This window comes from Pseudomonas moorei, assembly GCF_042846945.1.
GTDB lineage: Bacteria > Pseudomonadota > Gammaproteobacteria > Pseudomonadales > Pseudomonadaceae > Aquipseudomonas > Aquipseudomonas moorei.
In genome coordinates this window covers 3,217,265-3,231,206 of record NZ_AP035776.1, presented here as the reverse complement: position 1 = coordinate 3,231,206, position 13,942 = coordinate 3,217,265, and the positions used below count along the sequence as shown (strand labels likewise).

The following is a 13,942-nucleotide window of genomic DNA, read 5'->3' as shown; positions in this document are numbered from 1 at the left end:
CCGCGAAGAGATGAGTCGATCAGTCCCCCTTGAATCACTGGTGGAAGGCCCCGGCTGGGTGGGCATCATGTCGCAGTGGGTGATGTGGAAAGTCTTTCACCTGAGTGAGTTCCTCGACCCTGAAGGACCGCCCCACTGGCTGTGGCGGCGCGGCCAGAAACGCCCCGCGGGTTTGAAGGCCATTTCCGGGATCGGCTACAAAAGCTCCTCCGACCATGCCCGCGTGTTATGCAAACGCTGGGGCATTCCCTACGTGGCGCTGGAGGACGGTTTTCTGCGTTCTTCTTCACTGGGGGTCGAGGGCGATACGCCGATGTCGATGGTGGTCGATCCCATCGGTATCCACTACCTGGCTGATCGCCCGTCACTGCTGGAAAACATGCTGCAAACCCCGCACACCCTGACCGCTGCGGAACTGGCAACCGCCAAGGCATTGATTGCATTGATGCGCAGCAGTGGCATCGGCAAATACAACAACGCCCCGGACTTGAGCGAGGACGACCCCCTGGGGCGCGACAAGCCACTGGTTCTAGTGGTGGACCAGACTTACGGCGACTTCTCCATTCCGGGCGGCGGCCTGTGCGAAGCAGACTTTATCCGCATGCTCGATGCGGCGCTCGCGGAAAACCCCGATGCGGATGTGCGGGTGCGGATTCACCCCGACTGCATCAACGGCCACAAGAAAAGCTGCCTGCTCAATGCTGCCCAGGCACGCGGGGTAACGCTGGAGAACCGTCACGTGTCCTGGGCCTCCCTGGCGTGCCGGGCCCGACGGGTGTATGTCGGCACCAGCCAGGCCGGGCTGGAAGCCTTGATCCAGGGAACACCGGTGACGTGTTTCGGCCTGCCCTTCTATGCCGGCTGGGGCCTGACCGATGATCGCTTGCCGATCCCGCGCCGCCAGGCCCGGCCAACGCTGGAGCAATTGGTGGCTGCCGCCTACATTCGTTACTGCCGCTACGTGGACCCATTGACCGACCAGCGCTGTGATGTGATGACCGTGGCCCGGCAACTGGCCCGGCAGAAACAACAGGACAGCCAGTTCGCCGGTACATTGACCGTACTCGGCGCGCCCCGACGCCAGCAATCGACGATCCGCAGCTTGCTCGACAGCCGTTGGGGTCGTGTGCAGTTCAGCCAATACAAGGCCGACCTGATGAGCACCCTGGCGCGGGAAAACGACAAGCTGCTGGTGTGGAGTGCCGACGAGCCCCATAACCTGTCAGTACAGGCTGCAGCGCAGGACCTACCGCTATGGCGCCTCAGCCCTGGCAATGCAACCGCCAGCTTGACCCTCAAGCGTAATGACGGCGAAGAGCAACAACTGGTACAGGTCCGGGGCATGCCCTGCAGCCCACAGCAGGCACTGGAACATCGCACACGAAACACCCCGGGCCTGTTCGAACAGTGCCCGCGCTATCGACAGGTTCGCCGCTACCTCAAAGGCATGCTCGCGCTCTAAGCTTCTGTAGGAGCGAGCTTGCTCCCCACGGGTGGATCATCCTTTCAAATGACGATGGCTTTGCACTGCCGCCCCCAGCACCACCGCCCCCGCCGCAATCGCCACCCAGAATCCGCTGCGCGCACCGAACGCGTCCACCAGCCAGCCTGAACTGGCGGCCCCCATCGCCACGCCGATGCTCAACCCGGTGACCAGCCAGGTCAGGCCTTCGGTGAGTTTGGCCGGTGGCACGATCTGCTCCACCAGGGCCATAGCGACGATCAGCGTCGGCGCAAAAAACAGGCCGGCGACGAACACTGCCAGGGATAACCCGAGAATGTTCACCGCCAGCAGCAGCGGCAAGGTGGTCACCGCCGTCGCCACCCCGCCGTACAGGAACAGGCGCGGCAGCGGCACTTTCGAGCGCAATGCGCCGAACGCCAGCCCGGCCAGGCAAGAACCGATGGCATACACCGACAACACGATGCTCGCCGCCGCCGGTTGCCCCTGCTGCTGGGCGAAGGCCACGCTGACCACGTCCACGACGCCGACGATGGTGCCCATGGCGACCATCAACAGCATCAGCAACTGGATGTCCACCGAACGAATGATCGAACCCAGGTGGTGTTCTTCATGGGGATGAACCGCAGGCTCGGTGTCGCGTTGCAACACAAACGCGGTCACGCCGATCGCCAGCATCAACGCTGCCGCCAATGGCCCGGCCTCGGGGAACGCCACCACGCACAGGCCCACCGACAAGGGTGGCCCGACAATGAAGCAGACTTCGTCCAGCACCGACTCCAGGGCATAGGCCGTTTGCAGTTGCGGCTGACCACGGTAGACCTCGGTCCAGCGCGCCCGCACCATCGCCGACATGCTCGGCATGCAGCCGGCGAGCGCGGCGAACACGAACAATGTCCAGTGCGGCGCCTGCAAACGGGTGCAGAGCAACACCATCAGCAGCGCCCCGCCTCCGATCAGTGCCGACACCGGCAGGACCCGCCGCTGGCCAAAACGGTCCACCAGCCGCGACACCTGGGGCGCGCAGAACGCCGTCGCCAGGGCGAATGTCGCCGCCACCGCCCCGGCCAACCCATAGCCGCCCTGCAACTGCGAGAGCATGGTGATCAGGCCAATACCGGTCATGGAGATCGGCATGCGCGCGATCATCCCCGCGAGCACGAAGGCACGGCTGCCAGGAGCGTTGAACAGTTCGCGGTAGGGGTTTGCCATGGGGGCCGGCCTCGATCAGGGCCTGCACGTTGCCACAACGCTGGAATGAGGGGGAAGCGGCAATTTGTTGGTTGAATGTGAAGGCCCCATCGCGGGCAAATGAACTCCAGGCCACCCCAATCAGTCAGCTGCATAGGACCTTAATTCCCGGAGCGTCACGGTAATGCCTGATCATCACCCGGAACGACAAAGCCCCATCGACGCCCACGGCATCATCGGCGACATGCGCAGCGCGGCGCTGGTCAATGACAAGGGCAGCGTGGATTTTTTCTGCTGGCCGGAGTTCGATAGCCCGTCGATTTTCTGTTCGCTGCTGGACACCCCCGAGGCCGGCATTTTCCAGCTGTCCCCGGACTTGCCCGATGCGCGTCGCGAGCAGATTTACCTGCCCGACACCAACGTGCTGCAAACCCGCTGGCTCAGTGATCGCGCCGTGGTCGAAATCACCGACCTGCTGCCCATCGGCGACACCGAAGATGACCTGCCGATGCTGATGCGTCGGGTGCGCGTGGTCAGTGGCCGGGCGACCTTTCGCCTGCGCTGCGCGGTGCGCCATGACTACGCCCGCGCCACCACCCTCGCCCGCCTGGACGGCAAGGACGTAGTATTCGCCGCCAGCGGTCAACCGTCGTTGCGGCTGTCCACGGATCAGCCCCTAAGGATCGACGGCAACGCGGCGGTGGCCGAATTCTCCCTCGAACAGGACCAGACCGCGCAATGCCTGCTCGGCGCCGTCGACGATCCCCGCTTCAAGGAAGGTGCCGCCGACTTGTGCCTGGAACGCACCCTGAAGTTCTGGCGCGACTGGATCAGGCAGTCCAGCTACCGTGGGCGCTGGCGGGAAATGGTCAACCGCTCGGCACTGGCGATGAAGTTGCTGACCTCGCGTAAACACGGCGCCATCCTCGCCGCCGCGACCTTCGGCCTGCCGGAAAGCGTTGGCGGCGAACGCAACTGGGACTACCGCTATACCTGGATCCGCGACGCCTCCTTCACGGTCTATGCCTTCATGCGCCTGGGGTTCGTCGACGAGGCCAACGCCTACATGCGCTGGTTGCGCGGACGGGTCAGCGACTGTCGGGGCCACGCGATGAAAATCAATATCCTGTACGGCATCGACGGTCGCCAGGAGCTGCCGGAAGTCGAACTCACGCACCTGTCCGGCCATGGTGGTGCGACCCCGGTGCGCATCGGCAATCTGGCGTATACGCAGGTCCAGCTGGATATCTTCGGCGAGCTGATGGACGCGGTGTACCTGGTCAACAAGTACGGCGAAGCCATTTCCCACGAAGGCTGGAAGCACACGGTGGAAGTGGTCGATCAGGTCTGCGAAACCTGGCAGCAGGAAGATGTCGGTATCTGGGAAATGCGCGGCGAGCAGCACCATTTCCTGCACTCGCGCCTGATGTGCTGGGTGGCGCTGGACCGGGCGATCCGCCTCGCCTCGAAACGCTCCCTGCCCGCCCCGTTCGCCCGTTGGGACCAGACCCGCCAGGCCATCTACTCGGACATCTGGGAAAACTTCTGGAACGAGGAACACGGGCATTTCGTCCAGCACATCGGCGGCACCGCCCTCGACGGCTCGATGCTGCTGATGCCGCTGGTGCGTTTCGTCAGCGCCAAGGACCCACGCTGGCTGGCGACCCTCGACGCCATCGCAAAGAATCTGGTGCGCGATGGCATGGTGTATCGCTACCACAATGACGACAAACACATCGACGGCCTGCCCGGCACCGAAGGCGCGTTCGCCGCGTGCTCGTTCTGGTACGTCGAATGCCTGGCCCGGGCCGGTCGTCTGGAAAAGGCTCATCTGGAGTTCGAACAACTGCTGCGCTATGCCAACCCCCTGGGGTTGTACGCGGAAGAATTCGACAGTCACGCGCGGCACATGGGCAACACACCGCAAGCGCTGACGCACCTGGCGTTGATCAGTGCGGCGTGTTTTCTGGATCGGAAGTTGAGTGGGGAGAAGAGTGTCTGGCAGCCTTGAAGCCAGCGCCTGTCACCTGTTCACCCCAGGTGGATGTCCTACATTTCTTAAACAAAACATGCAGAAATACTCTGTTGCCAGCCGTTACATCCCCACCTAACATCCCCGATCAACGGGCACAGCGGAGCTGTCCAACCACCCCGAATTCAAGGAACCAGAATGACCCAACGCATCCATCGCAGCATCGAATCGCCCTTACGCTCGGGCCTGACCCGCGACGAACTGTGGGAAGCCTCCGACAGGGGCCTGATCAAATGCTGGGAGATCGGCCGCCAGCGTGCCGTCCGCTTCCCGGACCTCGCGCAACGGTGCCTGGCCGGTGAACTGCCGGTGCTGGGCTGGAAGGGTGGTGTCAGCCGCAGCCTGAAAAAACTCGAAAAATACGGTTCCCTCAAATACCTCGCCCAGTGGCAGGGCTTGCGCGGCGAGGACCTGGATGTGGATTTGAGTGAAGAGCGGTCACTGACTTGTTCACGCACGCGGATGGTGGTGACGTTTACGCCGGATCGGGCGAAGTACTTCAATCAGGTGACGGAAGTCGAGGCGGCTGAGTAAAAGGGCTGCGCATCGACTGACGTCCCCCGCGTTCAAGGCAGCACGGGATCTGCGGCGCTGACAGAAAACCGCTCACGATAGGCTTGTGGTGTCACGCCCATGGCCCGCAGAAAGCTGCGGCGCAGGGTTTCCTCGCTGCCGAATCCGCATTGCACGGCGACCCGTTTGATCGGCACGCCGGTGTCGCTGAGCAACCGTCGCGCGGTTTCGACGCGGATCTGTTCGATGGCACGGGCCGGGGTCTGGCCGGTGTCGGCGCGGTAGTGGCGCACGAAGCTGCGTTCGCTCATGCCGGCCTGCAGGGCCAGGGTGGGAACGCCGAGGTCCTTGGTAAGGTTTTCGCTGATCCAGGCATGAAGTTCGTCGAACCGGTTGCCTTCCTTTTGCAAAGACAGGGTCACGCTGAATTGCGACTGACCGCCGGGCCGCTTGAGGAACACCACCAGTTGCCGGGCGACTTCCAGGGCCATGGTGCGGCCGAGGTCTTGCTCGACCATGGCCAGCGCGAGGTCGATGCCGGCGGTGACTCCCGCCGAGGTCCAGACCGGGCCATCGTTGATGAAGATCGGATTCGGCTCGACCCGCAATTGCGGGTGCTGCTGCGCCAATTGCTCGCAACGGGTCCAGTGGGTCACCACGCGCCGACCATCGAGCCAGCCACTGGCCGCGAGCAAAAACGCCCCGGTGCACACCGATGAAACCCGCCGACACGCCGCTGCATGCTCGCGCACCCACGCCACCAACGGCAGGTCTTCAGACGCCGCGTACACACCCCAGCCGCCGGCGATGATCAAGGTGTCGCTGCCCTGCTTCGGCAACGGTTCGGCCAGCAAGGCCAATCCCGCCGATGACAGCACCGCCCCGCCGCCGCTGGCGATGACCGACGGCGCGTAGGGCGGCGGCAAACCTTGATGGCGGGCGATGTCGTTGGCCGAAGCAAACACCTGCAACGGCCCGGTGACATCGAGCAGTTGCACGTTGGGAAACGCAAGCACGTGAATGGTCTTGGGCATGATTGGCGTAATTCGTGGGGTTATTGGCGTATACGCCAAATCCTACGAGCCTACAGTGAAGCCGTCCACCCACTTCATGAGAAAAACACCATGACCTTGCAGATCGGTTTTCTGTTGTTTCCACAGGTTCAGCAACTCGACCTGACCGGCCCTTACGACGTGTTGGCCTCGCTGCCGGATGTGAAGGTGCATTTGATCTGGAAGGACCTGATGCCCATCACCGCCAGCACCGGCCTGATGTTGAAACCGACCGTCACTTTTGACGACTGCCCTGCACTGGATGTGATCTGTATTCCGGGCGGCAGCGGCGTCGGTGCGTTGATGGAAGATGACCGGACCCTGGCCTTTATCAAGTCTCAAGCCGCCAACGCGCGTTACGTCACCTCGGTCTGCACCGGTGCTCTGGTACTCGGCGCCGCGGGCCTGCTCAAGGGCAAGCGTGCGACCACCCACTGGGCCTATCACGAACTGCTGGCACCGCTGGGGGCGATTGCGGTGAAAGACCGGGTGGTGCGCGACGGTAACCTGCTGACCGGTGGCGGGATCACCGCGGGCATCGATTTCGCCCTGACCCTGGCCGCCGAACTGTTCGATAAGGACACCGCGCAGTTGGTGCAATTGCAGCTCGAATACGCCCCGGCGCCGCCGTTCGCCGCGGGCAGCCCGGAAACAGCGCCAGCCAGCGTATTGGAAGAAGCCCGCAAGCGCGCTGCCGGTTCATTGAAGCTGCGTGCAGAAATCACCGAACGTGCCGCAGCGAAACTGGATCGACGCTAAAAGAGCGGCTGCGGGAACCCGGCTCCCGCAGCCAATACTTTTCTTGCGCATCGAGTAGGAGGCGGATTCACATCCGCCGTCCTCTCACACCACCGTACGTACGGTTCCGTATACGGCGGTTCAGGCTATGCGGCTAAACCGGTTGATCGTATCCAGTATTGAGACCAGCCCGAGTCGATCCCACAGTTTCTTCGGCAGCGCCTGATTCATATGTGGCGCGCCCGAGTTCCACCATGGACCTCGGCCATTGACTGCTGATTTCCACGCCCGCGCCTCATCGAGCCCCAGACGTATCAGGTTGCGCGCCCTCGTCGAGGGTCGCTTCCATTGACGCCAGATGACACAACGAAGTTTGTGGCGCACCCAGCCGTCCAACTCCTCAAGCGGCCGTTTGCTTTGACTTAGCTTGAAATAGCCGGCCCAACCGCGCAGTACGGGGGTTATTTGCTCAACGATGTGACTCATTGAGCGCCTACGCACCCGGCGCAAGAGGTCCCTGAGTCGGTCGCGCAAGCGACGCAGACTCATCGTCGCAACTCGCAACCTTGGCTGTTGATGCCAGCTCATTCCATAGCCCAAGTAATCACACATCCACGACCCGGCTACTCGGCTCTTGTCCCGGTTCAGCGTCAGTTTCAGGCGCCGGCTCAGGAAACGCTCAACGCCGGCCATCACCCGTGCGCCTGCCCGTTGGCTACGCACATAAATGTTCGCGTCGTCGGCATAACGCACGAAACGATGGCCCCGCCGTTCCAGTTCGCGGTCGAGTTCGTTGAGCAGGATATTCGACAGCAGCGGCGAGATCGGACCGCCTTGCGGCGTCCCTTCCTGCCGTCGGCTGACGACTCCACCTGACATCGTTCCCGCCTCGAGATAACGGCGGATCAGCGTGAGCACCCGCTTGTCTTCGATCTGACGCGCCACGTAAGCCATCAGGACATCGTGGTTGACCCGATCAAAGAACTTTTCCAGATCAAGCTCCACACACCAGCGGTGACCCGCTGCCACATGGCCGCGAGCGGTTTCGATGGCTTGGTGAGCGCTTCTGCCCGGACGAAAGCCGTAGCTGTAGTCCGAGAACAGCGGATCGAAGATCGGCGTGAGCTGTTGTAGCAGGGCCTGCTGGATCAGGCGATCCACAACACTGGGGATGCCCAGCTGTCGGGTTCCTCCTTTAGGTTTGGGGATGTCGACGGCGCGTACACCTTGTGGGTGGTACTCACCGGCCAGCAATCGAGCCTTGAGGATCGGCCAATACTGTTTCACGTAGCCCGCCAACTGGTCGACCGTCATGCCGTCGGCACCCGGTGCGCCCTTGTTGCTGACTACGCGCTGATACGCACGCTTGAGGTTGGCGGGTGCAAGCACCCGCGCCATCAGCGTGTCCGGCTCCGCGTTCGTCCACGTCACAGACGCCGTCGATGCTTGCGCCCTGTCAGCCGTCATCCTCGGATACCGTCCGGGACTTGGAGTAACAGTTTTCTCTTGGAGAATATTCTGCGTTTCAGCATTCGACGAGACTCTGACGCCTACTGGCGGCATAACCTGTTCGGCCCTTGGTGGCGGGGTTATTCGCCACTTACTACGGCTTCGGCTGACTTCTGCACGCTCATCCCGTCGCCTCTCGACGCTCGGTAGCACAGTGGCAAACGTGCAGATCTCCCAGGGTAATTCGCGCGACCTTCCTGCTTATGCCTGTCGGATTTACGTCACAGCGTCCCGTGCAAGTATTGGGCTTTGACGATTTGGGCCGTCTCACCCCGCTGCGCCGCCTCTATCCGCTTCCTGTTCGTCAGGCCAGCATTTTGCCTCGGGCTTCCTTCAGATTCGCAGTCACCCGCGACACCCTTGCCTCTGGCTAACACTTCCCCTTGCCGGGTGTGTAGAGGACTTTCACCTCCAAGTCACCAGCCTGGCCACCACAGCCAAGCTGGTTGCGCTTACGCGCAACGCGCCATGCCTGGCGCACCCATAAAAAAAACCCGCCGAAGCGGGTTCTTCCCAGACCAGTACGACTCCCTGTCGTCAGCATTCCATGCAGGCCGATCATCCATGATCCTGAGCACTCCCTGTGCTTCAGTGGATGGGGCCAGAATACGCATGGGATCCAATCTGCAATAGAGGACATATCTACTAACACTTGTAGGACATTCGCTATAGCTGCCCCTCCGAAGTCCCTTGGACATGTCGGACTTCGAGCGCGAAGGCCGCGAATGACGCGACCTGCGGCTGACTTGCAGCTTTGCGGGCGTGATCATTCCACCTGGCGTTCGTGAGCCTTGGCGATAAGAAACTGCTCGATGTTGCTCATTTGCTCATCCCAACCACGGCTGTCCATGCGGAACGCTTTGAGTCGGCGAGTTTGGGGAATGTGGTCGAATCCCGACTCGGACACCTTAAGCAACGTGCCCTTGTCCATGTCTTCGAGCTCGAATTTCACCAGGGTGGTGGGTTCCTGGGAGTAATCGAAGCCCGGCTCCACGGCGTACGGATGCCAGCGAAACGAAAACAGCCGCTCCGGCTCGACCCGTTCGACCAACACGTTCCACAACACATGTTCATAACCCGGGTACGTCACTTGCCCCTGGGTCCACTCGCCGGCGACAAAACGCCTTCCGTCCAGCGCCACGCCAAACCATTTCCCGAACTCCTCGGCATGGGCTATGACGCGCCAGACCTGTGAACGCGGCGCCTTGAGCAGGATCTTCCTTTCGATGCGATCTGATGCTGGGTTCATAAGTCACCTCCTGTACTGAACAACAGTAGGCCTGTAAGACCACTTGTCCAATCCTAAAGTTGTGTGGCGATCAACGTTGCTCGAAGTATTCGGCTGTATTCGTGATGATTAGTTCTGCTTTGACGGTGCCGGTTGGTGTCGATCGAACCTGCTAACGTTGACCGCCACAACGCAGAATCCAGTCATGCCACCGGGAGGCACCATGAACAAACTGCAGGGAAGCTGCCTATGCAAAACCATCCATTACCAAGTGGACAGCCTCGACATGCCCATCAGCCACTGTCACTGCCATACCTGCCGCAAGGCACACGCGGCGGCTTTTGCGTCGACTGCCGGCGTGATGCGCGAGCATTTTCGCTGGATCAAGGGCCAGGACCGGCTCAGCAGCTTTGAGTCCTCGCCGGGCAAGTGGCGGCATTTCTGTTCGGTGTGCGGCTCGCATCTGATGGCGGAACGTTTGGCCCAGCCCCACGTGATCGTTCGTGTCGCCACACTGGATGACGATCCGAAAATGACGCCTCAGGCGCATATCTGGACGTCCCACGACGCGCCTTGGCTTGCCTGTGACGCGGTCAAGAAACACCCTGAATGGCAGACGTAGAGGGCCGAAGATTGCACTGCGCTAAACTGCACCGCTCTTTTCCCTGTCACAGCGAGCTTCTGACATGCATTCACGCTTTCTTCTGGCGTTGACACCCTTGATGTTCACCACCCTGGCCCATGCCGTGGGCTGCGACAACGCGGCCGACCAGGCGACAATGAACCAGTGCGCGGCGCAACAGCACGCGGCGGCTGACAAGGAGCTGAATGCGCTCTATCAGCAAATCACCACACGGCTGAAGGCCAATCCCGACAGCAAGAAACTGTTGGTGAGCGCACAGCGTTCGTGGATTGCGTTTCGGGATGCCGAGTGCAAGTTTTCGGCGTCAGGGGTGGAAGGCGGGAGTGTCTATCCGCTGGTCTACGGCAATTGCATTACAGAGTTGACCAAGGCGCGGGTCGAGACGTTCAAGACTTATCTGAAGTGTCAGGAAGGTGATTTGAGCTGCCCGGTGCCGGGGGTTTGATTATGGCTATTTTTGCTGTGCTTGTGGGGGCCCCATCGCGAGCAAGCTCGCTCCCACAAGGTTCAGCGGCGTACACAAATTTGTGATCCACTGAAATCCTTGTAGGAGCTGGCCAGCGAAGGCAACTCAGGCGCCGCGAATCAGCGCACAAACACCTGCGCCGTGGTAATCGCCATGTCCCCGCCCGGCATCTTGATGCTGCCGATCTGCTTCAGGCTGTCGGCATCGAAGATCGCCACATCGTTGAAGGTCCCGGCCAGGTAGATCTTGCTGCCGTCCTTATTGAAGGAAATGCAGTAGTAGGAATGGTCAAGGGTGGCGGACTGGAGCAGTTTCTTCTGCTTGATGTCGTACTTGGCCAGGCGGTTGAGCACGCCAAACATCAGGTTCGGGTCTTTGGGCGAGCGCATGCCACTGAAGTAGATTTCCGTCAGGGGACCGAAGTCGGTGGTTTCGGTCTTGCCGGTTTTCAGGTCGACGCTGAACAGGCCGTACAGGTATTCGGCGGTGGCCGGGTCCTGTTTCTTGTCCTTGAACTTCGCGGCGGTGTAGAGCAGCGAGAAGTCATGGCGATAGGTCTGCTGGTTCCACACGTACAGCACGTCCGGGGCGCTGTAGTTCGGGCGCTTCCAGTGGCGGCTCGGGATCAGCACGTCGAATTTTCCGGTCTGCACGTTGACCTTGTAGACGTCCGCGCCCGCCACGTACAGCGTGCCGTCGTCACCGCTCTGCATGATGGTCAGCTGTCGCGGTGCCGGGAAGCTGCGCACGGGTTTGGCGTCCATGCCGGCGTCAGTCTTGTACACATCGAGCCGTGGCTGCTGCACTTCGTAGCGGTCGTTGAGCATCAGCGTCGGGTTGGCGACGGTGAACAGTTCCTTACCGTCGTGGCTGAGGGTAAAGGCGAACATCGACCGCGCTTTCTCCCCCGGCTTCTGGGTGATGCTGGCGTGGAACACCTGCTTGCAGCTGTCCAGTTCGACGCCGTAGACATCGGCATAGTGGTTGTTCAGCACATAGGCGGTCTTGCGGTCCGGCGACAGTTGCACGGTGCCGGGACCAAAGGCGTCGGGCATCTTGCAGGTCTTGTACAGGCTGTCGGTGACCAGGTCGATCACGTTCAGGTTGTTCGGGTAATTGGTGGTCAACATGTACTCGTGACCGTCTTGCAGTACGGTGTTTTCATCGGCCATCACGTTGAGCGAACAGGTGCTCAGGAGGGCGAAAGCGGCCAGGCCGCAGGCGTTGATGCTGTGCATGCTGGAATCCTTCTTCTTATCTGATCACTTGTCTTTGGGGAAGACAGTGCCGAGGTTGCGCCAGTTTTCGTTGGACGCCTGGGCATCCTTGTTCCAGTCCGGGTAGGTGCTCATCATGTCGGGCACCTGGGCCGGCCACCAGCACGGATCGGAGCAGCCATACAGGTCGGCTTCCATCGGCTGGCACAGCGACGACACACCGCCAAACGCGTCGATCTCCCAACCCGGATCGGTGGTCGAGGCGCAGCCCGCCACGGAGCTCATCGCCACCACTTCTTCGATGCGGTTTTCGTCCGCGGCCTGATCCAGCTTCAACGCTTTGTTATTGATTGCCTTGAGATGTTTCATATCAGTGAGCCTTGCGCGGAGTGATGTAGCTGCTGATGAACGCAGGGTTGTGAGCCATGATCCGGGTGTAGACCTCGATGCCGAAGTCGACCCAGTCACGCATCAGTTCGCAGTAGTGATAGGTCGGATGGGTCGGGTCGCCATAGCGGGCGTAGCTTTCGTGGTAGCAACCGCCGGAGCACAGGTTGCGGATCTGGCAGTCTTCGCAGCCGGTGTTGGTACGGTCGAGGCGCTGGGACAGGAAGTCGTTCAGCTCAACCTGTTTTACGCCGCTGTGCACATTGCCGAAGGTTGGCAGGCTCGAACCGGTAAAGCGGTGGCACAGGTTCAATTCACCCTTGTGATCGACCGCCAACATCTTCAGGCCCGCGCCGCAAGGCAGGGCTTTTTTGTGGCCTTCGTGGATGTCGGTGATCAACTGATGCAGGTTGGAAAAACCGATGTTGCGGTGCTCCAGCGCCGCTTCCAGGTAACGTCGACCGAGCTTCTTCATGTTGGCGAAGACTTCGATCAGTTCATCACTGGTCAGGTTGAACGTACTGATGTCGCCTGAGGTGACCGGGGCAAACCCGACTTCGGCAAACCCCAGTTCGTTGAACAGGTGATCCCAGATCGTTTCGACGTCGGTGACGCCGGTGGTCAGGGTCACCCGCGCGCCGACCGGACGACTGTTGTAGCGCGACAGCAGCATTTCGGCCTTACGCCGCACCACGTCGTAGGTGCCCTGCCCGCCCACGGTGATGCGGTTGCGGTCGTGCACGGTTTTCGGCCCGTCGATACTTACCGAAAGCCCGAAACGGTGGGCGTTGAGGTAGTCCACGGTTTCTTCGGTCAGCAGCGTGGCGTTGGTGGTCATCACGAACTCGACGAACTTGCCGGCTTCGCGAAAACGCTTTTCACAGTAATCGACCATGTACTCGATCAGCTTGCGATTGCTCAGCGGCTCTCCGCCGAAGAACACCACGGTGAAACGCTCTTCATCCGGGGATTCGCGCAGCAGCATTTCCACCGAAGCGATGGCCGTCTCGACGTCCATTTTCTTGCCGGCCGAAGGCTTGTCGAGGTCTTCCTTGTAGCAGTAGGTGCAGCTCAGGTTGCAGCCGGTGTTGACGTTGAGCACCACGGTGTTGATCGCCGTGCGTTCGACCCGCTTGGTGGCGATGTCCGGGGTCAGCGGCGAACCGTCGCTGACCAGTTCCAGGGCCATCAGCTCGCGCAGGGTTTCAGTGACTTCTTCACCGTTGAAACGCGCGGACAGCCGCTGGATCAGGTCGTCCGACGAGCAGCCGGGACCGCGCAAGGTATCGATGATGGTGCCCGTCAGTTCATCGCTGGCGAACAGCGAACTGCTGGGGATATGGAACAGCATGCGGTCGGCATCAACGTGCACTTCGTGCAGGTTGCGTTCGACCAGATTCAAGATAGCGCCCATTGCAAACCTCCTGTGCAAGCCCCGTTATGCGGGGCTTGCGATCATTCCGAAAAGTGTCTGAAGCCTTTGCCTGCAGCCAGGCTCACGTTT

13 protein-coding genes are annotated in these 13,942 nt (G+C 61.2%); 6 read left to right on the top strand and 7 right to left on the bottom strand.

What is annotated here, in order from left to right:
- The first annotated feature begins 10 nt into the window (after positions 1-10).
- On the top strand, positions 11-1,462 hold the full coding sequence (locus ACGJAX_RS15080; RefSeq protein ID WP_390959737.1) for a capsule biosynthesis protein: 1,452 nt from the start codon (positions 11-13) through the stop codon (positions 1,460-1,462).
- Positions 1,463-1,498: 36 nt separating this feature from the next.
- On the opposite strand, the gene ACGJAX_RS15075 is transcribed toward ACGJAX_RS15080, so the two are convergent.
- On the bottom strand, positions 1,499-2,674 hold the full coding sequence (locus tag ACGJAX_RS15075) for an MFS transporter (RefSeq protein ID WP_390959735.1): 1,176 nt from the start codon (positions 2,672-2,674) through the stop codon (positions 1,499-1,501).
- A 163-nt stretch (positions 2,675-2,837) separates the two neighbouring features.
- Between ACGJAX_RS15075 and ACGJAX_RS15070 the strand changes: the two genes are divergently transcribed.
- On the top strand, positions 2,838-4,664 hold the full coding sequence (locus ACGJAX_RS15070) for a glycoside hydrolase family 15 protein (RefSeq protein WP_390959733.1): 1,827 nt from the start codon (positions 2,838-2,840) through the stop codon (positions 4,662-4,664).
- A 159-nt stretch (positions 4,665-4,823) separates the two neighbouring features.
- Positions 4,824-5,219, top strand: coding sequence for a hypothetical protein (locus ACGJAX_RS15065; RefSeq protein WP_390959731.1), 396 nt, complete (start codon positions 4,824-4,826; stop codon positions 5,217-5,219).
- 32 nt (positions 5,220-5,251) lie between these two features.
- Here ACGJAX_RS15065 and ACGJAX_RS15060 read toward each other — a convergent pair whose 3' ends face one another.
- Positions 5,252-6,232, bottom strand: a complete 981-nt coding sequence (locus tag ACGJAX_RS15060) for a helix-turn-helix domain-containing protein (protein ID WP_390959729.1) — start codon at positions 6,230-6,232, stop codon at positions 5,252-5,254.
- 90 nt (positions 6,233-6,322) lie between these two features.
- On the opposite strand from ACGJAX_RS15060, the gene inhA reads away from it, so the two are divergent.
- A complete protein-coding gene (inhA, locus tag ACGJAX_RS15055) occupies positions 6,323-7,009 on the top strand; it encodes an isonitrile hydratase (protein ID WP_090318449.1) in 687 nt (228 codons plus the stop codon).
- A 120-nt stretch (positions 7,010-7,129) separates the two neighbouring features.
- Here the strand turns inward: inhA and ltrA are convergent, their stop codons facing one another.
- On the bottom strand, positions 7,130-8,551 hold the full coding sequence (ltrA, locus tag ACGJAX_RS15050; protein ID WP_390959727.1) for a group II intron reverse transcriptase/maturase: 1,422 nt from the start codon (positions 8,549-8,551) through the stop codon (positions 7,130-7,132).
- A gap of 712 nt (positions 8,552-9,263) precedes the next feature.
- Positions 9,264-9,746 carry an SRPBCC domain-containing protein gene (locus tag ACGJAX_RS15045; protein ID WP_390959725.1) on the bottom strand — a complete coding sequence of 161 codons (483 nt, stop codon included), beginning with the start codon at positions 9,744-9,746 and terminating at the stop codon, positions 9,264-9,266.
- Positions 9,747-9,948: 202 nt separating this feature from the next.
- On the opposite strand from ACGJAX_RS15045, the gene ACGJAX_RS15040 reads away from it, so the two are divergent.
- Entirely contained in the window at positions 9,949-10,347 is a 399-nt protein-coding gene (locus ACGJAX_RS15040) for a GFA family protein (RefSeq protein WP_248914009.1), read from the top strand.
- Positions 10,348-10,411: 64 nt separating this feature from the next.
- A complete protein-coding gene (locus tag ACGJAX_RS15035; protein WP_247258174.1) occupies positions 10,412-10,813 on the top strand; it encodes a lysozyme inhibitor LprI family protein in 402 nt (133 codons plus the stop codon).
- Positions 10,814-10,953: 140 nt separating this feature from the next.
- Here the strand turns inward: ACGJAX_RS15035 and peaD are convergent, their stop codons facing one another.
- Genes peaD through peaB form a run of 3 tightly spaced genes read right to left on the bottom strand, consistent with a single transcriptional unit; the run spans position 10,954 to position 13,852 of the window.
- Positions 10,954-12,072, bottom strand: a complete 1,119-nt coding sequence (gene peaD / locus ACGJAX_RS15030; protein ID WP_390959722.1) for a quinohemoprotein amine dehydrogenase subunit beta — start codon at positions 12,070-12,072, stop codon at positions 10,954-10,956.
- Positions 12,073-12,096: 24 nt separating this feature from the next.
- A complete protein-coding gene (gene qhpC / locus ACGJAX_RS15025) occupies positions 12,097-12,420 on the bottom strand; it encodes a quinohemoprotein amine dehydrogenase subunit gamma (protein ID WP_007971075.1) in 324 nt (107 codons plus the stop codon).
- Between the two features lies 1 nt (position 12,421).
- The gene (peaB, locus tag ACGJAX_RS15020; protein WP_090318434.1) at positions 12,422-13,852 is read right to left on the bottom strand and encodes a quinohemoprotein amine dehydrogenase maturation protein; all 1,431 of its coding nucleotides are present in this window, start codon (positions 13,850-13,852) and stop codon (positions 12,422-12,424) included.
- Positions 13,853-13,942: the final 90 nt, after the last annotated feature.

Bases quoted from the DNA above. Each gene is read 5' to 3' on its own strand.
- ACGJAX_RS15080 (WP_390959737.1), top strand. From the start codon at position 11: ATGAGTCGATCAGTCCCCCTTGAATCACTGGTGGAAGGCCCCGGCTGG.
- ACGJAX_RS15075 (WP_390959735.1), bottom strand. From the start codon at position 2,674: ATGGCAAACCCCTACCGCGAACTGTTCAACGCTCCTGGCAGCCGTGCC.
- ACGJAX_RS15070 (WP_390959733.1), top strand. From the start codon at position 2,838: ATGCCTGATCATCACCCGGAACGACAAAGCCCCATCGACGCCCACGGC.
- ACGJAX_RS15065 (WP_390959731.1), top strand. From the start codon at position 4,824: ATGACCCAACGCATCCATCGCAGCATCGAATCGCCCTTACGCTCGGGC.
- ACGJAX_RS15060 (WP_390959729.1), bottom strand. From the start codon at position 6,232: ATGCCCAAGACCATTCACGTGCTTGCGTTTCCCAACGTGCAACTGCTC.
- inhA (WP_090318449.1), top strand. From the start codon at position 6,323: ATGACCTTGCAGATCGGTTTTCTGTTGTTTCCACAGGTTCAGCAACTC.
- ltrA (WP_390959727.1), bottom strand. From the start codon at position 8,551: ATGCCGCCAGTAGGCGTCAGAGTCTCGTCGAATGCTGAAACGCAGAAT.
- ACGJAX_RS15045 (WP_390959725.1), bottom strand. From the start codon at position 9,746: ATGAACCCAGCATCAGATCGCATCGAAAGGAAGATCCTGCTCAAGGCG.
- ACGJAX_RS15040 (WP_248914009.1), top strand. From the start codon at position 9,949: ATGAACAAACTGCAGGGAAGCTGCCTATGCAAAACCATCCATTACCAA.
- ACGJAX_RS15035 (WP_247258174.1), top strand. From the start codon at position 10,412: ATGCATTCACGCTTTCTTCTGGCGTTGACACCCTTGATGTTCACCACC.
- peaD (WP_390959722.1), bottom strand. From the start codon at position 12,072: ATGCACAGCATCAACGCCTGCGGCCTGGCCGCTTTCGCCCTCCTGAGC.
- qhpC (WP_007971075.1), bottom strand. From the start codon at position 12,420: ATGAAACATCTCAAGGCAATCAATAACAAAGCGTTGAAGCTGGATCAG.
- peaB (WP_090318434.1), bottom strand. From the start codon at position 13,852: ATGGGCGCTATCTTGAATCTGGTCGAACGCAACCTGCACGAAGTGCAC.